At 72.9% G+C, this 21,772-nt stretch carries 19 protein-coding genes; 2 read left to right on the top strand and 17 right to left on the bottom strand.

All coding sequences use genetic code 11. The annotated features are described in order from the left end of the window. Positions 1 to 80: 80 nt before the first annotated feature. Positions 81 to 1,364 (bottom strand): histidine--tRNA ligase, encoded by a 1,284-nt coding sequence (gene hisS / locus BS72_RS27970; protein WP_037914514.1) that lies wholly within the window; start codon positions 1,362 to 1,364, stop codon positions 81 to 83. Between the two features lie 19 nt (positions 1,365 to 1,383). Continuing rightward, positions 1,384 to 2,097, bottom strand: coding sequence for an MBL fold metallo-hydrolase (locus BS72_RS27965; RefSeq protein ID WP_037914513.1), 714 nt, complete (start codon positions 2,095 to 2,097; stop codon positions 1,384 to 1,386). Positions 2,098 to 2,569: 472 nt separating this feature from the next. Between BS72_RS27965 and BS72_RS27960 the strand changes: the two genes are divergently transcribed. Both BS72_RS27960 and BS72_RS27955 read left to right on the top strand, forming a co-directional pair. After that, on the top strand, positions 2,570 to 3,412 hold the full coding sequence (locus tag BS72_RS27960) for a peptidylprolyl isomerase (RefSeq protein ID WP_037914511.1): 843 nt from the start codon (positions 2,570 to 2,572) through the stop codon (positions 3,410 to 3,412). Positions 3,413 to 3,706: 294 nt separating this feature from the next. After that, on the top strand, positions 3,707 to 4,933 hold the full coding sequence (locus tag BS72_RS27955; RefSeq protein WP_037914509.1) for a DUF349 domain-containing protein: 1,227 nt from the start codon (positions 3,707 to 3,709) through the stop codon (positions 4,931 to 4,933). 136 nt (positions 4,934 to 5,069) lie between these two features. Here BS72_RS27955 and BS72_RS27950 read toward each other — a convergent pair whose 3' ends face one another. The 15 genes from BS72_RS27950 to pgsA form a co-directional block, all read right to left on the bottom strand. Then, a complete protein-coding gene (locus BS72_RS27950) occupies positions 5,070 to 7,499 on the bottom strand; it encodes a RelA/SpoT family protein (protein ID WP_037914506.1) in 2,430 nt (809 codons plus the stop codon). 251 nt (positions 7,500 to 7,750) lie between these two features. Then, positions 7,751 to 8,311, bottom strand: a complete 561-nt coding sequence (locus BS72_RS27945; RefSeq protein WP_037914504.1) for an adenine phosphoribosyltransferase — start codon at positions 8,309 to 8,311, stop codon at positions 7,751 to 7,753. Between the two features lie 254 nt (positions 8,312 to 8,565). Further along, a complete protein-coding gene (gene secF, locus BS72_RS27940; RefSeq protein ID WP_037914503.1) occupies positions 8,566 to 9,762 on the bottom strand; it encodes a protein translocase subunit SecF in 1,197 nt (398 codons plus the stop codon). Beyond that, positions 9,762 to 11,573, bottom strand: a complete 1,812-nt coding sequence (gene secD / locus BS72_RS27935; protein ID WP_037914500.1) for a protein translocase subunit SecD — start codon at positions 11,571 to 11,573, stop codon at positions 9,762 to 9,764. Before secD ends, secF begins: the two co-directional genes overlap by 1 nt. Before the next feature lie 77 nt (positions 11,574 to 11,650). Further along, complete coding sequence (gene yajC, locus BS72_RS27930) at positions 11,651 to 12,142, bottom strand: preprotein translocase subunit YajC (protein ID WP_037914498.1); 492 nt, start codon at positions 12,140 to 12,142, stop codon at positions 11,651 to 11,653. Positions 12,143 to 12,318: 176 nt separating this feature from the next. After that, the gene (ruvB, locus tag BS72_RS27925; RefSeq protein ID WP_037914497.1) at positions 12,319 to 13,398 is read right to left on the bottom strand and encodes a Holliday junction branch migration DNA helicase RuvB; all 1,080 of its coding nucleotides are present in this window, start codon (positions 13,396 to 13,398) and stop codon (positions 12,319 to 12,321) included. A 298-nt stretch (positions 13,399 to 13,696) separates the two neighbouring features. Then, positions 13,697 to 14,308 (bottom strand): Holliday junction branch migration protein RuvA, encoded by a 612-nt coding sequence (ruvA, locus tag BS72_RS27920; RefSeq protein ID WP_037914496.1) that lies wholly within the window; start codon positions 14,306 to 14,308, stop codon positions 13,697 to 13,699. A 142-nt stretch (positions 14,309 to 14,450) separates the two neighbouring features. Beyond that, positions 14,451 to 15,014: a crossover junction endodeoxyribonuclease RuvC gene (gene ruvC / locus BS72_RS27915; protein ID WP_037914495.1), complete on the bottom strand. Its 564-nt coding sequence runs from the start codon at positions 15,012 to 15,014 to the stop codon at positions 14,451 to 14,453. A gap of 160 nt (positions 15,015 to 15,174) precedes the next feature. Beyond that, entirely contained in the window at positions 15,175 to 15,927 is a 753-nt protein-coding gene (locus BS72_RS27910) for a YebC/PmpR family DNA-binding transcriptional regulator (RefSeq protein ID WP_037914493.1), read from the bottom strand. A gap of 66 nt (positions 15,928 to 15,993) precedes the next feature. Beyond that, positions 15,994 to 16,593, bottom strand: coding sequence for a pyridoxal 5'-phosphate synthase glutaminase subunit PdxT (gene pdxT / locus BS72_RS27905; protein WP_037914492.1), 600 nt, complete (start codon positions 16,591 to 16,593; stop codon positions 15,994 to 15,996). Positions 16,594 to 16,600: 7 nt separating this feature from the next. Then, a complete protein-coding gene (gene pdxS / locus BS72_RS27900; RefSeq protein WP_037914490.1) occupies positions 16,601 to 17,512 on the bottom strand; it encodes a pyridoxal 5'-phosphate synthase lyase subunit PdxS in 912 nt (303 codons plus the stop codon). A gap of 409 nt (positions 17,513 to 17,921) precedes the next feature. Then, the gene (locus tag BS72_RS27895; RefSeq protein ID WP_037914489.1) at positions 17,922 to 18,473 is read right to left on the bottom strand and encodes a LemA family protein; all 552 of its coding nucleotides are present in this window, start codon (positions 18,471 to 18,473) and stop codon (positions 17,922 to 17,924) included. Between the two features lie 99 nt (positions 18,474 to 18,572). Continuing rightward, positions 18,573 to 19,733 (bottom strand): glycosyltransferase family 4 protein, encoded by a 1,161-nt coding sequence (locus BS72_RS27890; protein ID WP_037914488.1) that lies wholly within the window; start codon positions 19,731 to 19,733, stop codon positions 18,573 to 18,575. After that, positions 19,730 to 20,710, bottom strand: coding sequence for a phosphatidylinositol mannoside acyltransferase (locus BS72_RS27885; protein WP_078901690.1), 981 nt, complete (start codon positions 20,708 to 20,710; stop codon positions 19,730 to 19,732). The genes BS72_RS27890 and BS72_RS27885 overlap by 4 nt, the downstream gene beginning before the upstream one ends. Next, on the bottom strand, positions 20,707 to 21,387 hold the full coding sequence (pgsA, locus tag BS72_RS27880; protein WP_037914487.1) for a phosphatidylinositol phosphate synthase: 681 nt from the start codon (positions 21,385 to 21,387) through the stop codon (positions 20,707 to 20,709). Before pgsA ends, BS72_RS27885 begins: the two co-directional genes overlap by 4 nt. Positions 21,388 to 21,772: the final 385 nt, after the last annotated feature.

Genomic DNA, 21,772 nt, shown 5'->3' with positions numbered 1-21,772 from the left:
AGGGCGGTGCTCCAACATTGTGCACCAGGGTGGTAGGGACGGTGTAGGGTCCGCCACCCCGGTGCACACGGACGAGGGGTTCAGGCCAGTTGTCCCTTGACAGCCGCGACCCGCCCGCGGACTGCCTCGACCACGTCCGCGACGGCGACGGACTCCTGCTCGCCGCTCTCCAGGTCCTTGACCTGGATCACACCCTCGGCGAGGTCGCGTTCACCCGCGATGAGCGCGAACCGGGCACCCGAACGGTTGGCCGACTTCATCGCGCCCTTGACGCCCCGGCCGCCGAACGCGATGTCGGTGGCGACGCCGGCCCGGCGGAGCTGCGCGACCGTGGCGAACAGCGCCTTCCGGGCCTCCTCGCCGAGCGGCACCGCGAACACGTCGGTGGCGGCGGGCAGGTCGAGGACGACGCCCTCGGAGCGCAGCGCCAGCACCGTGCGGTCCACGCCGAGCGCCCAGCCGACGGAGGGCAGCGCGGGGCCGCCGATCATCTCGGACAGGCCGTCGTAGCGGCCGCCGCCGCCGATCGCGGACTGCGCGCCGAGCCCGTCGTGGACGAACTCGAAGGTGGTGCGGGTGTAGTAGTCCAGGCCGCGCACCAGCCACGGGTCGTCCTCGAACGCGACGCCCGAGGCGGTGAGCAGCTCGCGCACCTGCTCGTGGTACTCCTTGCACTCCTCGCACAGGTGGTCCACGATCCGCGGGGCGCCGCCGAGTTGGGCGCGCACCGACTCGCGCTTGTCGTCCAGCACCCGCAGCGGGTTGATGTCGATCCGGGCCCGCGTCTCCTCGTCGAGGTCGAGGCCGCGCAGGAACTCCTGGAGGGCGGCGCGGTACGCGGGGCGGCAGTTGCGGTCGCCGAGGGTGTTGAGCAGCAGCCGGAAGCCGGTCAGCCCCAGCTTCCGGTAGCCCTCGACGGCCAGGAGGATCAGCTCGGTGTCGAGCATCGGGTCCTCGGCGCCGATCGCCTCGGCGCCGACCTGTGAGAAGTGGCGGTAGCGGCCGGCCTGCGGGCGCTCGTAGCGGTAGTAGGAGCCCGAGTACCAGAGCTTGACCGGGAGGTTGCCGGCCGTGTGCAGGTTGCCCTGGAGGGCGGCGCGCAGCACGGAGGCGGTGCCCTCGGGGCGCAGGGCGAGTTCGTCGCCGCCCTTGGTGGTGAGGGTGTACATCTCCTTGGTCACGATGTCGGTGGACTCGCCGACGCCGCGGGAGAAGAGCCCGACGGCCTCGAAGCCGGGGGTCTCGACGTAGCCGTAGCCGGCCCGCCGCGCCGGGTCGCTCAGGGCGTCGCGCACCGCGAGGTAGACCGCGGAGTCGGGCGGCAGCAGGTCGAAGGTGCCCTTGGGGGCCTGGAAGGGGGTCACAGCGCTCACAGCGGGAAGGTCACATTCCTCGTCGCGGAGCAGCCGGGCGGGCGGCTCCTTGGCCGCGGGCCGCCTCGCCCAGGAAGGGGTTGGCGGCGCGCTCACGGCCGATGGTCGTCTGGGGGCCGTGCCCGGAGAGCACCACCGTGGAGTCGTCGAGCGGCAGGCACACACGGGCCAGCGACGCGTACAGCTCCTCGGTGGAACCACCGGGCAGGTCGGTGCGTCCGACGGAGCCGGCGAACAGCAGGTCCCCGGAGAAGAGCACCGACGGCACGTCGGGCGACTCGGGGAGCCTGAAGGTCACCGACCCCTTGGTATGGCCGGGCGCGTGCGCGACCGAGAGCTCCATGCCGGCCAGCTCCAGTACGGCACCGTCGGACAGCTCCCTGAGGTCGTCGGGCTCGCCGATGGTCAGGTCGCCCAGCAGCCGCTCGCCGACGGACCGTCCGATCGCCTTCTCCGGGTCCTTGAGCATCCACCGGTCGTCCGGGTGCATCCAGGCGGGCACGCCGTGCGCGCCGCAGACCGGGACCACGGACGCGGTGTGGTCGATGTGGCCGTGGGTGACCACGACGGCGACAGGCTTGAGCCGGTGCTTGGCCAGCGTCTCGGCGACGCCCTCGGCGGCCTGGTGGCCGGGGTCGACCACCACGCACTCCTCACCGGCGGCGGGGGCGACCACGTAGCAGTTGGTCCCCCAGGCCCCGGCGGGGAACCCGGCAATGAGCACGTTCGTCCTCAGATCGTCACGCTGTCGTCCGCTGTTCGGTCGGCACCGAGCCTACCGGCCGCGATGCCGCGCCCGCGAACCGGATTGGGTGGCCTAGGGTCGTGTGTCGGTGCCCCTGACGGCCTCTGACGGCCTCAGTAGGCCTCGTCCGGGGCTCCGCGGGTCGCCGGGAGCGGTTCGCCGGTGCCTCCGCGGCGGACGCGGCGTGCCCGTGGACTGGACGGAGGGTGCGCGGGGACGCGAAGATCTGCGGCACGGCCTGCCCGCGCCCGCGGGCGGCGGTCCGGGAGCGTCCCCGGGTCCGGCGGTCGCCGCCTGGCTCACAGGAACGCACCGCAAGATACACGGCGGGACAGCACCCGGCGTCCACCGCGCGCGGGCGGGCGCACAGCGGGCACGGCACGGACGCAGCACCCTCGCACGACACGGCACACAGGCAGACACGGCAGACACGGCAGACGGAGACGGCGAAGTGGTCACCAAGGATCAGCGGCGGCGGCAGCTCGCCCGGGACAAGTTCGCACGGCAGCAGCAGCGCCGGGCGTCCACGCGCAGGAAGTCCCGGGTGCGCAACTCGGTGATCACGGCGGTGGTGGTCGTCGTGGCGGCCTCCCTCGGCGGTGCCTGGGCGGCGGGCGCGTTCGACAGCAGCGGCAAGAAGACGGACGCCGCGGCGAACGCCAACCCCTCCGCGTCGGCCTCCGCCACGCCCAGCAAGGCGCCGGACCCGTGCGCGAAGGCGGCGGCGGGCAAGCCCGGCACCAAGCAGTGGAAGAAGGAGCCGGCGATGTCGATCGTCAAGTCGGCCACGTACACCTTCGACCTCCAGACGACGTGCGGGTCCATCCCGATCAAGCTGGACGCGGCGAAGGCACCGCACACGGCGAACTCCTTCAAGTTCCTCGCCGACCAGGGCTTCTTCGACCACACCAAGTGCCACCGGCTGACCACCACCGGCATCTACGTGCTCCAGTGCGGCGACCCGCAGGGCACCGGCTCGGGCGGCCCGGGCTACACCATCCCGGACGAGAACCTGACCGCCTTGGGCAAGGCGGACTCCACGGGCGTGGTGACGTACCCGACCGGCACGGTCGCGATGGCCAACACCGGCCAGGCGCACACCGGCGGCAGCCAGTTCTTCCTGGTCTACAAGGACAGCCCGCTGCCCCCGACCTACACGCCCTTCGGCACCATCAACGCCGCGGGCATGAAGGTGCTCCAGAAGATCGCGGCGGCCGGCGAGAACACCGGCCAGGGCGACGGCGCCCCGAACGCCACCGTGGTCATCAACAAGGCGACGGTGGCCAAGTCCTGAGCACCGCCGGACGCCGCGCCACCGCCGTCGGCGCCGCCCGCGAGGGCGCCGCGGGCGGCGGTGCGGCGCCGTCCGGCTCCCCGGTGCGGTCGCGGCCGCTACCGGCTCATGATCGGACCGAGTCCTGATCGGTATCCGAATTCGCGATTGGGCAGGCATCGGATGCGGACAGCCGGGCCGCTGGTCGCCTATGTTGGCGGTGGGACCGGTCAGGGCGTGCGGCCCGGCCGGAGAGACACTGTGGACGATGCCCGCCGGCGGTGACCCGGCGGGGCATCACATGAGGGAGGCGCTGTGAGCAGCGACCCGTGGGGCCGCGTCGATGAGACGGGGACCGTGTACGTGCGTACGGCCGACGGCGAGAAGGAGGTCGGTTCGTGGCAGGCGGGCTCGCCGGCCGAGGCGCTGGCCTACTACGAGCGCAAGTACGAGGGTCTCGTCGTGGAGATCGGCCTCCTGGAACGGCGGGTGCGGACCACCGACCTGGCGCCCAAGGAGGCGTTGGCCGCGATCGAGCACCTGCGCACCTCGGTGACCGAGGCGCACGCGGTGGGCGACCTGGAGGCCCTGGGCAAGCGGCTGGACGAGCTGGTGGCCCTGGTGGACTCGCGGCGCGAGGAGCGCCGGGTGCAGCGGGCCAAGCAGGCCGAGGAGGCCAGGACCGCCAAGGAGCAGCTGGTCGCGGAGGCGGAGCAGCTGGCCGAGAGCGAGCAGTGGCGCAGCGCCGGTGAGCGGCTGCGGGCCCTGGTGGACACCTGGAAGGGCCTGCCGCGGCTGGACCGCAAGGCCGACGACGAGCTGTGGCACCGTTTCAGCCACGCGCGTTCGGTGTTCTCCAAGCGCCGCAAGGCGCACTTCTCGTCGCTGGACGCCCAGCGCGAGGAGGCGCGGCGGACGAAGGAGAAGCTCGTCGCCGAGGCGCAGTCGCTCTCCCAGTCCACCGACTGGGGGCCGACCGCGGCCCGCTACCGCGAGTTGATGGAGCAGTGGAAGGCCGCCGGGCGCGCGCAGCGTGAGTCGGAGGACGACCTGTGGAATCGTTTCCGCGGTGCTCAGGACGTGTTCTTCGGCGCCCGCTCCGAGGCGTTCGCCGAGCGGGACAGCGAGCAGCAGGAGAACCTGACCGTCAAGGAGGAGCTGGTCGCCGAGGCGGAGAAGCTGGTCCCGGTGACGGATCTCAAGGCGGCGCGGGCGGCGTTCCGGTCGATCAACGAGCGCTGGGAGGCGGTCGGCCACGTGCCGCGCGACGCCCGGCCGCGGATCGAGGCCCGGATGCACACGGTCGAGCGGGCGCTCCAGGAGTCCGAGGAGAACGAGTGGCGGCGGACCAACCCCGAGGTGCGGGCGCGGGCCGCGGGGTTGACCGGGCAGCTCCAGGCGGCCGTCGAGAAGCTGCGCGGGCAGATCGACGCGGCGCGGGCGGCCGGCAACACCTCGAAGGCGGACAAGCTCCAGAGTGAGCTGGACGGCCGGCAGGCGCTGCTGGACGCGGCGTTGAAGGGCATGGGCGAGCTGGGCTGACGCCCGCGGGGCGGGTGGCGGCCGGATCGGCGGCCGCCCGCCCGGGAGTTGGGCGGCCATCCGCCCGAGGAGGACGAGAGCGGTCCGGACCCGTGAGGGTCCGGACCGCTTTCGCGTCGCCGCCGCCCGCCCGGACTCAGCGCTGGCGGCCGGAGGTCACCCGGTAGACGTCGTAGACGCCCTCGACGCCCCGCACGGCCTTCAGGACGTGCCCGAGGTGCTTGGGGTCGCCCATCTCGAAGGTGAACCGCGAGGTGGCCACCCGGTCCCGGGAGGTCTGCACGGCCGCCGACAGGATGTTGACGTGCTGGTCGGACAGCACCCTGGTGACGTCGGACAGCAGCCGGGAGCGGTCGAGCGCCTCGACCTGTATGGCCACCAGGAAGACCGAGGACTGGGTGGGCGCCCACTCGACGTCGATGATCCGCTCGGGCTGCTGCGACAGCGAGTCGACGTTGACGCAGTCGGCCCGGTGCACCGAGACGCCGTTGCCGCGGGTGACGAAGCCGATGATCGGGTCGCCCGGCACCGGCGTGCAGCACCGCGACAGCTTGACCCACACGTCGCTGGTCCCCTTGACGATGACGCCGGGGTCGGCGGTGGAACGGCGTTTGGCGCGGCCCTGGGTGGGCGTGGTGATCTCGGCGATGTCCTCGGTGGCGCCGTCCTCCCCGCCGAGCGCGTCGACGAGCTTCTGCACCACGGACTGCGCGGTGATGTGCCCCTCGCCGATCGCCGCGTAGAGCGCGGAGATGTCGGGGTAGCGCATCTCGTGGGCGAGGGTGACGAGGGAGTCGCCGGTCAGCACCCGCTGGATCGGCAGGTTCTGCTTGCGCATCGCCCGCGCGATGGCCTCCTTGCCCTGCTCGACCGCCTCCTCCCGGCGCTCCTTGGAGAACCAGGCGCGGATCTTGTTGCGCGCCCTGGGCGACTTGACGAAGCCCAGCCAGTCCTGGGAGGGCCCGGCACCGGATGCCTTGGAGGTGAAGACCTCGACGGTGTCGCCGTTGTCCAGGGTGGACTCCAGGGGCACCAGCCGCCCGTTGACCCGGGCGCCTATGGTGCGGTGGCCGACCTCGGTGTGCACCGCGTAGGCGAAGTCGACGGGGGTGGCCCCGGCGGGCAGCGCTATGACGTCGCCCTTGGGGGTGAAGACGAAGACCTCGCTCTTGGACAGGTCGAACCGCAGGGACTCCAGGAACTCCCCCGGGTCCTCGGTCTCCTTCTGCCAGTCCAGCAGCTGCCGCAGCCACGCCATGTCGTTGACCGCGTCGTCCTTCTTGTCCGAACGCGGGCTGTCGGTGCGCACCTTGGAGGCGCCGGCGACGGCGTCCTGCTTGTACTTCCAGTGCGCGGCGATGCCGTACTCGGCCCGGCGGTGCATGTCGAAGGTGCGGATCTGGAGTTCGACGGGCTTGCCGCTGGGCCCGATCACCGTGGTGTGCAGCGACTGGTACATGTTGAACTTCGGCATCGCGATGTAGTCCTTGAACCGGCCGGGGACCGGGTTCCACCGCGCGTGGATGGTGCCGAGCGCCGCGTAGCAGTCGCGGACCGTGTCGACCAGGACGCGGATGCCGACCAGGTCGTAGATCTCCGCGAAGTCGCGGCCGCGGACGATCATCTTCTGGTAGACGCTGTAGTAGTGCTTCGGCCGGCCGGTGACGGTCGCCTTGATGCGGGCCGCCCGCAGGTCCTGCTGCACCTGGTCGGTGACGACGGCGAGGTACTCGTCCCGCTTGGGGGCGCGCTCGGCGACCAGGCGGACGATCTCGTCGTACATCTTGGGGTAGAGGATCGCGAAGGCGAGGTCCTCCAGCTCCCACTTGATGGTGTTCATGCCCAGCCGGTGGGCCAGCGGGGCGTAGATCTCCAGGGTCTCGCGGGCCTTCTTCTCCTGCTTCTCCCGCTTGAGGTACCGCATGGTGCGCATGTTGTGCAGCCGGTCGGCGAGCTTGATCACCAGGACCCGGGGGTCCTTCGCCATCGCGACGACCATCTTGCGGACGGTCTCGGCCTGGGCGGCCTCGCCGAACTTCACCCGGTCCAGCTTGGTGACGCCGTCGACGAGCAGCGCGACCTGGTCGCCGAAGTCGCGGCGGAGCTGGTCGAGGCCGTACTCGGTGTCCTCGACGGTGTCGTGGAGCAGCCCGGCCATCAGGGTCGCCGGGTCCATGCCCAGCTCGGCGAGGATGGTGGTCACCGCGAGCGGGTGGGTGATGTACGGGTCGCCGCTCTTGCGCTTCTGGCCGCGGTGCCAGCGCTCGGCGACCTGGTAGGCGCTCTCGATCTGCCGCAGCTGGGCGGTGTCGCCCTTGGGGTCGTTGCCCCGGACGATCCGCAGCAGCGGTTCGAGGACGGGGTTGTAGGCGCTGGAGCGCTGCACGCCCAGCCGGGCCAGCCTGGCCCGCACCCGGCTGGAGGAGGCGCCGGGCCGGGTGGGGGCGACGCTCCCGGGGGTGCGCACGGGCCGCACGGCGGGCGGCGCTGACTTGGGCGCGGCCTCGGTCGTGGGCGCGTCCGGCTGCGTCCCGCCCGTGTCGAGCGGCTGGGCCTGGTCTGGCAAGGGCACTCCTCCACGTGGTGGATACCCCATGGTATCGACCCGCGCGCCCTTGCGGGCGCCCGTGCTCCCCCGATGCGCCCCCAGACGCCGGAATCAGCCCGGTACGACCCGGTAAGGGCCGAGGCGAACCGCGACGGCGCCGTACGCCCGCAAGCGGCCTCGGGGGCGTACGGCCGGAGCCCGCGGGAGGGCTCTGGAGCCCTCCCGCGGGCCCGGGTGGAGCCCAGGCCCCACCCGGGCGGGTTCGAGCGTCAGAGCACGACGAGGGCGTCCAGCGGGGCGTCCTTGAGGGAGGCCGCCAGCCGCTCCCGGCCGCCGAGGAAGCCGAGCTCCAGCATCACCGCGACGCCGGCCACGGTGGCGTCGGCCCGGCGCACCAGCTCCACGGCGGCCTCGGCGGTACCGCCGGTGGCGAGCACGTCGTCGATCACCAGCACCCGGTCGCCGGGGCCGAAGGCGTCCTGCTGTACCTCGATCTCCGCGCTGCCGTACTCCAGGTCGTAGCCCTGGGCGAGCGTCGGGCCGGGCAGCTTGCCGGCCTTGCGGACCGGGACGAAGCCGACATGGGCGCGGGCGGCGGCGGGCGCGGCGATGATGAAGCCGCGCGCCTCCAGGCCGACGACCTTGGTGGCGGCGTGCCGGCGGCACAGCTCGGCGAGGGCGTCGACGAGCGCGTTGAAGGCGACCGGGTCGGCGAGCAGCGGGGTGATGTCCTTGAAGACCACCCCCGGCTGCGGGTAGTCCTGCACGTCGCGGATGCGCGAGAGCAGCAGCTCCCGCAGTTCGGCGCCGGCGGCTTCCGTGCTGGTCATGGGGGGCTTCCTCGGGGGGACGGCGGCACGCTGGCCGGGCTGGCGTTAGCCCCGAAATCCTACGGGACGTCCGCCGTGGCCGCCCGCTCGGGCCCGCACGTCCGGACCCCGGGCCCCGGACGGCGGAACGCGACACCGGCGACGCGGGCCGGAGCCCGAGGGCCGGAACGCCGCGGCGCCCGCCGCTGCCCGAACCCCCGTGCGGGGGGAGGGCGGCGGCGGGCGCCGGGTGGAGCTGCCGGGCTGCCGGACGGTCAGCGGCCCTTGCCGGGCGGGCGGCCGCGCCGGGAGGCCCGGCTGCCGGACGAGACGCGGCCCGACCGGGTGCTGTCGGCGCGGGTCGCGCCCGCGGCGGACGGCCGCTGGCCGACGACCGCGGGGGCGTCCTCGTCCTCGGTGTCGGCGCCCTCGGCGTCCGCGCCCTCGGTGTCCGGGTCCTCCTCGGGGAGGCCGGCCTCGGCGCGGGCCTTGGCCTTGGCGGCGTCGGCCTTCCGCTTGGCGAGCACCCGCTTGCGCAGCGCCTTCATCTCCGGCTGACGCTCCTTGAACTCCGCCACGATCGGGGTGGCGATGAAGATCGAGGAGTAGGCACCGGCGGTGAGGCCGACGAAGAGGGCCAGCGCGATGTCGTTGAGCATGCCGGCGCCCAGGAGGCCGCCGCCGATGAAGAGCAGCGCCGCCACCGGCAGCAGGGCGACCACCGTGGTGTTGATCGACCGCACCAGCGTGCTGTTGAGGCTGCGGTTGGCGATCTCGCTGTAGGTGAAGGCGTTCTTCTTGGTGATGTCCTTGCTGGCTTCCTTGAGGCCGTCGAAGACCACCACCGTGTCGTACAGCGAGTAGCCGAGGATGGTCAGCAGGCCGATGACCGTTCCCGGCGAGACCTCGAAGCCGACGATGGCGTACACGCCGGTGGTGATCGTGAGGTCGTGCAGCAGCGCGATCAGGGCGGCCAGGGCCATCCGCCACTCGAAGGTGATCGCGAGGTAGATGACGACCAGCACCAGGAAGATGACCAGGCCCTCGATGGCCTTCTTGGTGATCTGCTTGCCCCAGCTCGGGCCGACGATCTCGGCGTCGATCTTGGACGACGGGAAGCCGAGGTCCTTGGCGATCGACTGCTGGACCTTCTTGGACTCGTCGGTGGACAGCCCGCTGACCTGGATGCGCAGGCTGCCGGTGCCGAGCTTCTGCACGGTGGCGTCGCTGCCGGCGGTGTCGCCGGAGATCTTGCTCTGCGCCTCGGAGACCGAGATCGAGGTCTTCGGGGTGTTGAAGACGGCGCCGCCGGAGAAGTCGATGCTCTCCTTCAGGCCGTTAACCGCCAGGCCGACGATCGCGATGATCGTGACCAGGATGGAGACGGAGTACCAGATCTTCCGACGGCCGACGAAGTCGTAGCTGACCTCACCCCGGTGGAGCCGGTGGCCGAGTGTGCCGAGCTTGGACATCAGGCTTCCTTGGTCTCGGAGGAGGAGCGGCGGACGCGGCGCAGCGGGGCCTTGACCCCCAGGCTCTCCAGGTTGAGGCCGGACCACTTGTGGCCCTTGGCGTAGAAGGCCCTGGTGGCCAGCATCGTCATCAGCGGCTTGGTGAAGAGGAACACCACGGCGACGTCGAGCAGGGTGGTCAGACCCAGCGTGAAGGCGAAGCCGCGGACCTTGCCGACGGAGACGACGTAGAGCACCGCCGCGGCCAGGAAGGACACGAAGTCCGACACCAGGATGGTGCGCCGGGCGCGGGGCCAGCCGCGGGCGACGGCCGGCTGGAGCGAGCGTCCCTCCCGCAACTCGTCGCGGATCCTCTCGAAGAAGACGATGAACGAGTCAGCGGTGATACCGATGGCCACGATGACACCGCAGACGGCCGGCAGGTTCAGCGCGAAGCCGATCGCCCTGCCGAGCAGGCACATGATCGTGTAGGTGAGAGCCGCGGAGACCAGCAGGCTCAGCACCGCGACGAAGCTCAGGCCGCGGTAGTAGGCCAGCAGGTAGGCCACGACGAGGATCAGGCCGACACCGCCGGCGATCAGGCCGCCGCGCAGCTGCTCACCGCCGAGGGCGGCGGAGACCGTGGTCTTGTCGGAGATGTTGAAGGCCAGCGGCAGCGAGCCGTACTTCAGCACGTTCGCCAGGTCCTCGGCGCTCTGCTGGGAGAAGTTGCCGGAGATCATCGCCGAGCCGCCGGAGAGCGTCTCGCTCACCGAGGGGGCCGAGATCACGTTGCCGTCGAGGTCGATGGCGAACTGGTTGTTCGGCGCGGTCTGGCTGGAGAGGTTCTTGGTGACCGACGTGAACTGCGACGCGCCCTTGGAGTCGAAGGCCAGGTTGACCACCCAGCCGCTGCCGCCCTGGCTGTCGAAGTCGGCGCTGGCGCTGGTGACGCGCTTGCCGTCGATCAGGGCCGGGCCGAGGACGTACTTGACCCACGTCGAGCCGGACTGGCCGCAGGCGATGACTTTGTCGGTGGCCTTGGCGTTCTCGCTGACCTTGGCCCGCTGGGCGGACTTGGTGCAGTCCAGCGCCTCGAACTTGGCCTGGAGGTCGGCCGGGATCGTGGTGTCCGAGGTGGACGTCCCGGAGGTGGGGGGCGGGGACGTCGCGGGGGTGGTGGCCGCCGGGGTCGCGGTGCTCGCGGAGCCGGCGGTACTCGCGGTGCTGGGCGACGAGGAGGCGTCGGTCAGCGCGCCGGTGACCGCGCGGCCCTGCTTGCTGGTGGCGCTGGGCGAGGCGGTCGAGCTCGTGGTCGACTTCGAGGTGGCCTTGGTGGAGGGGGTGCTGCTGGGGGTGGCGCTGCCCGACGGGGTGGCCGTGCCGGAGGCGGACGGAGTCGGCGAGCTGGTGGACGTCGCGGGCGCTCCGGCGGCGTCGGTGAGCACCTGCCGGAAGTACAGCTGGGCGGTGGTGCCGACCTGCTTCTCGGCCTGGTCGGCGTTGGTGCCCTTGGGGATGTCGACGATGATGTTGTCGTTCCCCTGGGTCTGCACCTCCGCCTCGGAGACGCCGAGCCCGTTCACGCGGTTGTTGATGATGCTGACCGCGGTGTCCATGTTCTGCTTGTTGACCGCGTGGCCCTGGTCGGGCTTGGCGGTGAGGGTGATGCTGACACCGCCGGCGAGGTCGATCCCCAGTCGGGGAGTGGTGTTGCCGGAGAGGAACATACCCCCGGTCAGCGCCACCAGGGCGATCAGGATCACGGCCAGGGCGCGCCCGGGGTACCCCTGACTCCTTGAGGACCTGCGGCCCTTCTTGGCTGCTGCCACCTTCTTGTTCTCCCTGTCCTACCGCTTCCGGGGCGTGCCTGCCCCGGGAACGGCCACGAGTGTATTGAGCCGGACCCCTACTTGGCGGCGGTGCCGTTCTGCTCCGCGGGCTCCTCGGCCACGTCGTCCTGCGCGGCCTTCCCCAGGTTGACGTGCCCGTCCGTCGCGTCCTTGGACAGGTTCGCCTTGGCGGGCGCGTCCTCGGCGCCCTCAGCCTCGGCGGTCCCGTCGGCCGCGTCACCGTCGGCGGAGCCGTTCTCGTCGAGGCCCTCGGGCTCCTCGGGCTCGATGCCGTGGACGATGCGGTTGAAGTCGTCCTCGCTGAGCACGGTGCTGATGGCGCTCTTGGCGAAGTGGGCGTGGACGCCGTCCGTGATCTCCACGAGCACGGTCTCGTCGGTGACCTCCTTCACCACGGCGTACATGCCGCCGATGGTGCGGATGCCGGTGCCGGGCTCCATCTTGGTGCGCATCTCCTCGGCCTGGCGCTGCTTGTTCTTCGCTGATCGATTCATCATGAACATGACGCCGACGATCAGAATCAGGGGGAGGAGAATGGTGGTGTTCACGGTCTGGACATTCCTTCGCACGGCCACCGTGGGGGATGGCCTGGATTTCGGAGATGTGGGTGCCGATCCAGAGAGGGGCGTCGGCGGAGTCTAAGCGCTGGCTCGCCGTCGTAACAACGCCCAGCGTGTTACTCGGGTTCCGGAACGGGATCAGTATCGGCCGAGTCTAGCCGAGGTCACGACCCGAACAGCCCGGTCTGCCCCGATCCGGCCCCACTCGTCCCACCAGCCCCCTGCGGCGGCACCAGCCCCAGGTGGTCCCAGGCCGCCCGGGTGGCGACCCGTCCCCTGGGGGTGCGGGCGAGCAGGCCCTCGCGGACGAGGAAGGGCTCGGCGACCTCCTCGACGGTCTCCCGCTCCTCCCCCACCGCCACCGCGAGGGTGGACAGGCCGACCGGCCCGCCGCCGAAGAGCTTCAGCAGGGCGTGCAGCACCGCCCGGTCCAGCCGGTCCAGGCCCCGCGGGTCCACCTCGTAGACCTCCAGCGCCTGTGCGGCGACCTCCCGGGTGACCACGCCGTCGGCGCGGACCTGGGCGTAGTCGCGGACCCGGCGCAGCAGCCGGTTGGCGATGCGCGGGGTGCCGCGGGAGCGGCCGGCGATCTCGGCGGCACCGGCCGGGTCGACGGCCACGTCCAGCAGGCCCGCCGAGCGGTGGACGACCCGCTCCAGCTCGGCGGGGCTGTAGAACTCCATGTGCCCGGTGAACCCGAAGCGGTCGCGCAGCGGCGGCGGCAGCAGCCCGGCCCGGGTGGTGGCCCCGACCAGGGTGAACGGCGGCAGTTCCAGCGGGATCGCGGTGGCCCCGGGGCCCTTGCCGACGATGACGTCGACCCGGAAGTCCTCCATGGCCATGTACAGCATCTCCTCGGCCGGCCGGGACATCCGGTGCAGTTCGTCGAGGAAGAGCACCTCGCCCTCGGTGAGCGAGGAGAGGATCGCCGCGAGGTCGCCGGCGTGCTGGATCGCCGGGCCCGAGGTGATGCGGATGGGGACGCCCATCTCGGCGGCGATGATCATCGACAGCGTCGTCTTGCCGAGGCCCGGCGCGCCCGACAGCAGCACGTGGTCGGCGGTGCCGCCGCGCTGGCGGGCGGCGCGCAGGACGAGGTCGAGCTGCTGGCGGACCCGCTCCTGGCCGATGAACTCGCCCAGGTCCTTCGGCCGCAGGGCCGCCTCGACCGCCTGGTCCTCGTGGTCGGCGGCGGCGCCGACCAGCCTCTCGGGCATCTCGGTCTCGGCGTCGTCCCAGTTCATGGCAGGTCTCTCGGGTCGGTCGGCGGGGCTGTCGGGGAGCTTCCGGTGGGTCGGGCTTCCGGTGGGTCGGGCTGTCGGCGGGCTTCCGGTGGGCGGTCCGTGAGCCGTCCGCGAGGTGTTCACGAGCTGTTCACGAGCCGTCCGCCGACGGGCGACGGACCGCGGACGGGCCGGCGAGCGTTCCGCCGGGCGGGCTGTGCGGGCTGTGCGGGCTGTGCGGGCTGTGCGGGCTGTGCGGGCTGTGCGGACCCCGTCGGGCCCCTCGTCGGCAGGGCCCCGGGCGGCCCGGCGGCCCGGCTCAGCCGGTCCGGTTCAGGGTCTGGAGGGCGGCCCGCAGCAGCGCCCCCACGTTCGGCCTGGCCTGTGCCTCGGCCTGCGGGGTGACGGCGGCGACGGCCTCCTCGGCTTCCTTCGGCTGGTAGCCGAGGCCGGTGAGGGCGGACAGCAGCTGATCGCTCCAGGAGGCGCCGGCGCCGGCCGGGGCCGGCCGGGCGGCGGCGGTGCCGGTGGGCGGGCCGAGCCGGTCCCGCAGCTCCAGCAGCAGCCGCTGGGCGCCCTTCTTGCCGATCCCGGGGACGGCGGTGAGCGCCTTCTCGTCCCCCGCGGCGACGGCGGCCCGCAGCGCGTCCGGGGCGTGCACGGCCAGCACCGTCTGGGCCAGCCGGGGGCCGACCCCGCTCACGGTCTGGAGCAGCTCGAAGACCTGCCGCTCCTCGTCGTCGGCGAAGCCGTAGAGGGTGAGGGAGTCCTCCCGGACGACCAGGGAGGTGGCCAGCCGGGCCTTCTCGCCGATCCGCAGGCCGGCCAGGGTGCCGGGGGCGCACAGCACGGCCATGCCGACGCCGCCCACCTCGATCACCGCGGTGTCCGGGGCGAGTGCGGCGACCTGGCCGCTGACGAAGGCGATCACGGTGCGGGCTCCTGGGGGCTGGCGGGCTGTGGCTGTGGCTGTCGCAGTGACTGGGGCTCCGGCTCCGGCTCCGGCGGTGCCACCGGTCGGGCCGCCGGTGACGGGCGTGCGGCGCGCGGCGCCCGGCGGGCGGAGGGCGGCGTCATCGAGCGCCGGGCGGGGGCGCGGCTGCCGGTGCTGCCGCCGCCGGGGAGGCGCGCCGGGCGGCGACGGCCTGCTGGAGGCGGTCGAAGGCCGGGGCGCGCCAGATATGGCAGATGGCGAGCGCGAGGGCGTCGGCGGCGTCGGCCGGCTTGGGCGGCGCGTCCAGCCGCAGCAGCCGGGTGACCATGGCGCCCACCTGGTCCTTGCCGGCCCGGCCGCTGCCGGTGACGGCGGCCTTGACCTCGCTGGGCGTGTGCAGGTGGACGGGCAGGCCGCGGCGGGCGGCACACAGGATCGCGACGGCGCTGGCCTGGGCGGTGCCCATGACGGTGCGGACGTTGTGCTGGCTGAAGACCCGCTCGACGGCGACGGCCTGCGGGCGGTGCTCGTCGAGCCACGCCTCCAGGCCCTGCTCGATCAGCACCAGCCGTTCGCCGATCGGGGCCTCCGCGGGCGTGCGCACCACGCCGACGCCGACCATGGTGAGCGGGCGTCCGGGGGCGCCGTCGACCACGCCGACGCCGCACCGGGTCAGCCCGGGGTCCACGCCCAGTACCCGCATGCCGCCCCCTTCACCGCTCGCCGCGGCCGCCAACCGATCGCCTGTTCGTGCAGGCTATCGGGTCGCTCCGACAAACACCGTCAGGCGCCGGAACAAAGCGCGGGAGCCGGCGGGGTGTCTCCCCGCCGGCTCCCGGCTGCCTGCTCCCGGTGGGCCCGGGTCAGGCGTCGACCTTCTCCATGACCTCGTCCGAGACGTCGAAGTTGGCGAAGACGTTCTGCACGTCGTCGCTGTCCTCCAGCGCGTCGATCAGCTTGAAGATCTTGCGCGCGCCGTCCTCGTCCAGCTCCACCTGCATGGTGGGCAGGAAGTTGGCGTCGGCCGAGTCGTAGTCGATCCCGGCTTCCTGGAGGGCCTTGCGCACCGGCACCAGGTCCGTCGCCTCGCTGATCACCTCGAAGGACTCGCCGAGGTCGTTGACCTCCTCGGCGCCCGCGTCGAGCACCGCGCCGAGGACGTCGTCCTCCGTCAGCTCGGCCTTGGGGACGATCACCACGCCCTTGCGGTTGAACAGGTAGGACACCGAGCCCGGGTCGGCCATCGAGCCGCCGTTGCGGGTCATGGCGACCCGGACGTCCGACGCGGCACGGTTGCGGTTGTCGGTCAGGCACTCGATGAGGACGGCGACGCCGTTCGGCCCGTAGCCCTCGTACATGATCGTCTGGTAGTCGGCGCCGCCGGCTTCCAGGCCCGCACCGCGCTTGAGCGCGCTGTCGATGTTCTTGTTCGGCACCGACTGCTTCTTGGCCTTCTGAACGGCGTCGAAGAGGGTCGGGTTGCCGTCAAGGTCGGCGCCGCCCGTCCGCGCGGCAACCTCGATGTTCTTGATCAGCTTCGCGAAGAGCTTGCCGCGCTTGGCATCGATCACGGCCTTCTTGTGCTTCGTCGTCGCCCATTTAGAGTGGCCGGACATCCGACTGTCTCCTTCGCGTCACCAATTCTTGTTCTCCGTCGCGCGGCCGATCCTACCGGCAGCCGGTCAGCCGCCCGCGCGCACGGCGTCCACGAAGAGCGCGTGTACCCGGTGGTCGCCGGTCAGCTCGGGGTGGAAGGACGTGGCGAGGACGTTTCCCTGCCGCACGGCGACGATGTGGCCGCCGTGCTCGGCGAGCACCTCGACGTTCGCGCCGACCGACTCCACCCAGGGCGCGCGGATGAACACGCCCTCGACGGGGCTGTCGATCCCGCGCACGTCGACCCGCGCCTCGAACGACTCGTTCTGCCGGCCGAAGGCGTTGCGCCGCACGATCATGTCGATGCCGCCGAAGGTCTCCTGGCCCGAGCGGGGGTCGAGGATCTTGTCGGCGAGCATGATCAGGCCGGCGCAGGTGCCGTAGACCGGCAGGCCGTCGCGGACCGCCGCCCGCAGCGGCTCCATCAGGCCGAAGAGCACGGCGAGCTTGGAGATGGTGGTGGACTCGCCGCCGGGGATCACCAGGCCGTCCAGGCCGTCCAGCTCCTCGGGCCGGCGGACCGGCGCGGCCGCGGCGCCCGCCGCGGCCAGCGCCGCCAGATGCTCCCGCACATCGCCCTGGAGAGCCAGGACGCCGATGGCGGGAGCGCCGGGGGTTGCCGTCATCGCTGTGTTACCAGCCGCGCTTGGCGTAGCGCTCGGACTCGGGCAGCACGTCGACGTTGATGCCGACCATGGCCTCGCCGAGGTTGCGGGAGGCGTCCGCGATGACCTTCGGGTCGTCGAAGAAGGTGGTGGCGCGGACGATGGCGGCGGCACGCTTGGCCGGGTCGCCGGACTTGAAGATGCCGGAGCCCACGAAGACGCCCTCGGCGCCGAGCTGGCGCATCAGCGCGGCGTCGGCGGGGGTGGCCACGCCGCCGGCGGAGAAGAGCACCACGGGGAGCTTGCCCAGCGCGGCGACCTCCTTGACCAGCTCGTAGGGGGCGCGCAGCTCCTTGGCGGCGGCGTACAGCTCGTTGTTGTCCAGGTTGCGCAGGCGGCCGATGTCGCCCTTGATCTGGCGCAGGTGGCGGACCGCCTCGACGACGTTGCCGGTGCCGGCCTCGCCCTTGGAGCGGATCATGGCCGCGCCCTCGGCGATCCGGCGCAGCGCCTCGCCGAGGTTGGTCGCGCCGCACACGAAGGGGGTGGTGAAGGCGAACTTGTCGGAGTGGTTGACCTCGTCGGCCGGGGTGAGCACCTCGGACTCGTCGATGTAGTCCACGCCGAGCGACTGCAGGACCTGGGCCTCGACGATGTGGCCGATGCGGGACTTGGCCATCACGGGGATGGAGACCGCGCCGATGATGCCCTCGATCATGTCCGGGTCGGACATCCGCGCCACGCCGCCCTGGGCCCGGATGTCGGCCGGCACCCGCTCCAGCGCCATGACGGCCACGGCCCCGGCGTCCTCGGCGATCCGAGCCTGCTCCGGGGTGACGACGTCCATGATCACGCCGCCCTTGAGCTGCTCGGCCATGCCGCGCTTGACGCGGGCGGTGCCGGTCTCGGGGGACGAGGCGGGGGACGGGGTTGTCGACACGGTGATCTCACTCCTGCCAGAAAAAGGGTCTTGTCTCATTATCGTCCGGCGGGGTGGGTGGCGGCCGAAAGGGCCAATCCGACGCAGGTGGCACCCCGCACCACCAGAGTGGCACCTGCCGTGGCCGCGGCCGTCGGCGGGGGTGTCCGCGCTGGTCACCGAGGGTGCGCGGGCAGGTTCCGGGGGTGTTCGGGGATGGGGTGTTCGGGGATGCCTGGTGCCGTGACCGGCAGGGTCTGCCCGGTAGCGAGGTGTCCTGGTGCGGGCGATCGCACGGTGGCCGGAAAGCCTCGTCGTGGGTCACTCGGGTCTTCGGCCGACGCGGCGCGTTCCGGTGCCAGGGCGGCGAGCAACGCGGCGCGTGCCCGCGCCAGGGCGGCGAGCGGGGCACGCCTTGCCGGGAGAGGCGCTAGAGGGCGCTGGCTCCGCCGTCGGCGGTGAGCTCGGCGGGGGGCTCGTCGTCCATCTCGAAGGCGAGCGGGAAGGGCGCGTGGCCGGCCAGCCGGAACCAGCGGACCACCCGGTGGGTGCGCACCGCGCGGGCGGCGCGGACGGCGTCGTTGTGGAACCGCCGGGCCATCGGCACCCGCCGCACCGCCCGGGTCAGCTCGCCGACCGCGGCGGTGCCGCCGGGGGCCTCGCGGACCTCGGCCACGGTGTCGGGGTCGGCGAAGACCGCGCGCAGCGCCTGGCTCAGCTCGCTCTCGGCCACCTCGCGCCCGTCCGGCTCGGCCTGGCGGGCGCCGTGCGCGGCCTCGTAGAGCACGATCGACGCCGCGGGGTCGAGGACGCCCGCGGTGGCCAGCTCCTGGGCGACGGAGGCACGCCGCAGCAGCTGCGCGTCCAGCCCGGCGCGGGCCGCGTCGATGCGGGCGTGCAGGCGGTCGAGGCGGCCTGCCGTCCAGCTGAGGTAGAGCGCCACCGCCACCACGGCGACGGCGATCCAGATCCAGGTAGTCACGGCCGCTCACCCTACCCACCGGCGGTGCCGCGGCTCCCCGGTCCGCGCCGGGCCGCCATGCGCGGACGGCCGGGCGGGGCGGCGCCGGGAGCGGCCGTGTCAGTCGCGCGGCGCCCGCAGCCGGGAGAGGAACCGGGCCCGGTCGTCGGTGGAGACGGCCGCTGCGCCGGCCGCCACCGTCTCGTAGACGCCGAGGATGTCCGCGGCGACCACCGACCAGTCGAACCGCCGCACATGGGCTGCCGCCCGCTCGCGCAGCGCGGCGCGCCGGGCGTCGTCGCCGAGCAGGCGGATCGCCGCCTCGGCCAGGGCGTCGGAGTCTCCGCCGGGGAAGAGCTCGCCGGCCGTCCCCTGCCCGAGGACCTGCGCGAAGGCGTCGAGGTCGGAGGCGAGGACGGGTGCGCCGGCCGACATCGCCTCGACGAGGATGATGCCGAAGCTCTCGCCGCCGAGGTTGGGGGCGACGTACAGGTCGACGCTGCGCAGCAGGCGCGCCTTGTCCTCGTCGCTGATCATGCCGAGGAACTCCACCCGGTCGCGCAGCTCGGCCGGGAGCGGTTCCACCGCCTCCTGCTCGTCCCCGCGGCCGGCCACCAGCAGCCGGGTGCCGGGGCGGGCGGCCAGGATGCCCGGCAGGGCCCGCATGAGCACCTGGAGGCCCTTGCGCGGCTCGTCGATGCGCCCGATGAAGCCGATCGTGCCGCCCTGCCACCGCGGACGGGGCTCGGCGCGGGCGAAGAAGCCGACGTCGACGCCGTTGGGGATGACCACCGCGTCGCCGCCCAGGTGTTCGACGAGGGTGCGCCGGGCGTACTCGCTGACCGCGACGCGGGCGCTGATCTTCTCCAGGGCGGGCTGGAGGATCGGGTAGGCGGCGATCATGGCCCGGGAGCGCGGGTTGGAGGTGTGGAAGGTCGCCACGATCGGCCCGCGGGCGGCCCAGCAGGTGAGCAGGCCCAGGGAGGGCGAGGCGGGCTCGTGGACGTGGATGACGTCGAAAGCGCCGTCGTGCAGCCAGCGCCGGACCCGGGCGGCCGACAGGAAGCCGAAGTTCAGCCGGGCCACGGAGCCGTTGTACGGCACGGGCACGGCGCGGCCGGCGGAGACCGCGTAGGGGGGCAGCGGTGTCTCGTCGTCGGCCGGGGCGAGGACGGACACCTCGTGGCCGAGGCCGATCAGGTGCTCGGCCAGGTCCCTGATGTGGAACTGGACGCCGCCGGGGACGTCCCAGGAGTACGGGCAGACGATCCCGATCCTCAAGGCCGCTCCGTCCCGCCGCCGTCGCCGCTGCCCCGGTCGTCGCCCGCTTCGGGCTCCGGGACGGGCACCGTGGGCTCCTCGCGCAGCGGGCGGGGCGGCAGGTCGGCCAGCCACAGCCGCTGGAGCATGTGCCAGTCCTCGGGGTGCTCGGCGATACCGGCGGCGAACACGTCGGCCAGGGCCTGCGTCATCGCCGCGGTGCGCTGCCGCCGGTCGCCCTCGGCCGGCACCTCGACGGGCGGGTGGACGCGCCCGCGCATGACCGGCGAGTCGTCGTACCAGAGGGTCACCGGCAGCAGCAGCGCCCCGGTCTGCTGGGCCAGCATCGCCGGGCCGGGGGGCATCCGGGTGCGCTCGCCGAAGAAGTCGACCTGGACGCCGTTGCGGGACAGGTCCCGGTCGGCGACCAGGCAGACCAGCCCGCCCGCGCGCAGCCGCCGGGCCAGGGTGCCGAAGGCGGCGGCGCCGGTGTGCGGCAACACCTCCATGCCCAGGCTCTCCCGGTAGGCGACGAACCGGTCGTACAGGGTCTCCGGCTTCAGCCGCTCCGCGACGGTGGCGAACGGCGTCTCCAGCCGGGTGGTGACCCAGGCGCCGGCCAGGTCCCAGTTGGCCATGTGCGGCAGCGCCAGGATCACGCCGCGGCCGGCTGCCAGACCGTCGGTGAGCAGGTGCACGTCCTGGGGGTCGAAGCCGCCGCGGACGCGGTCCCTGCTCCACGACGGCAGCCGGAAGGACTCCATCCAGTAGCGCAGGTAGGAGCGCATGCCGGCCCGGGACAGCTCCCGCAGCCGCTGCGGGGACGCGCCGGGCACCACCCGGGCGAGGTTGGCCTCCAGCTGCCGCACGCCCTTGCCGCTCTGCCGCCAGGCCGCGTCCGCGATGGTGCGGCCCAGGGCCCGCGCGGCCGGCTCCGGCAGGGTGCGGACGGCGCCCCAGCCCAGCCCGTACAGGCTGTCGGTGAGGCGCTCCTTCACGCGCCGCTCCCCTGGCCGGCGCCGCCGCGCGCCTCGGCCGCGGCCGCGTCCGCCTCGGCGGACTCCCGGTGGACGGTGACCACCCGCTGGATCAGGGTGATGAGGCTGCCGACGGCGACCACCCACAGGGCGACCGGCAGCAGCCACTGGATGCCGGGCACGCCGAAGGTGCGGTGGAAGCCGGACAGGCCGCAGAGCACGAGGGTGATCACCAGCCGCTCGGAGCGCTCCACCAGGCCGTTGACGGCGACCTTGAGGCCGATCGCCTCGCCGCGTGCCTTGGTGTACGACACGACCTGTCCGCTGACCAGGCAGAACAGCGTGACCGCGCAGAGCACCAGGTTGTCGCCGCCGCCCGCGTACCAGAGCGCGAGCCCGGAGAAGACGGCCCCGTCGGCCACCCGGTCGAGGGTGGAGTCCAGGAAGGCCCCCCAGCGGCTGGAGCGGCCGGCCTGCCGGGCCATGTTGCCGTCGACCAGGTCCGAGAAGACGAACAGGGTGATGACGACCGTGCCCCAGAAGAACTCGCCCCTGGGGTAGAAGGCCAGCGCGCCCGCGACGACACCGGCGGTGCCGATGAGGGTCACCGTGTCCGGCGACACCCCCTTGCGCAGGAGGAATCCGGCGAACGGCGTGAGAACACGCGTGAAAAACGCACGCGCGTACTTGTTCAGCATGGCCTTCCCGACAGGTCGGTGGAATTCGGTGCGTCCGAAATGGCGGCGCCAGGCGGCCATCGGTCGGCCCATCGTAGCCAGACCCGGACCCCGGGACGCCCCCGGCACCGCCCGGCGGCCTCCGGCGTGCTCCCCGTGGGGAGGGTGGGGCCGGGCAGGAGCACTCAGGAGCCCGGGGGACGGCGACGCGGCGGTGCGGCGGCGACGCGGTCGCGGCGGCTGGGCCGACGGATGGACGCGGCCTGCGGCCCGTGGGAAGGTCGAAGACGAACGGGGCGCCGCCGAGGTCCCCCCGGAGCTTCCGTCCGGGCCGCCCCCGCACCGGCCCCTAGCACGCGCCCGCGGCGCGGGCGCGGTCCCCCATGAGGTGGACGGACCGGGAGGC

This window comes from Actinacidiphila yeochonensis CN732 (assembly GCF_000745345.1).
In the GTDB taxonomy this organism is placed as follows: domain Bacteria; phylum Actinomycetota; class Actinomycetes; order Streptomycetales; family Streptomycetaceae; genus Actinacidiphila; species Actinacidiphila yeochonensis.
The sequence above is the reverse complement of the archived record's forward strand: the minus strand, read 5'-3'. Positions and strand labels throughout refer to the sequence as shown.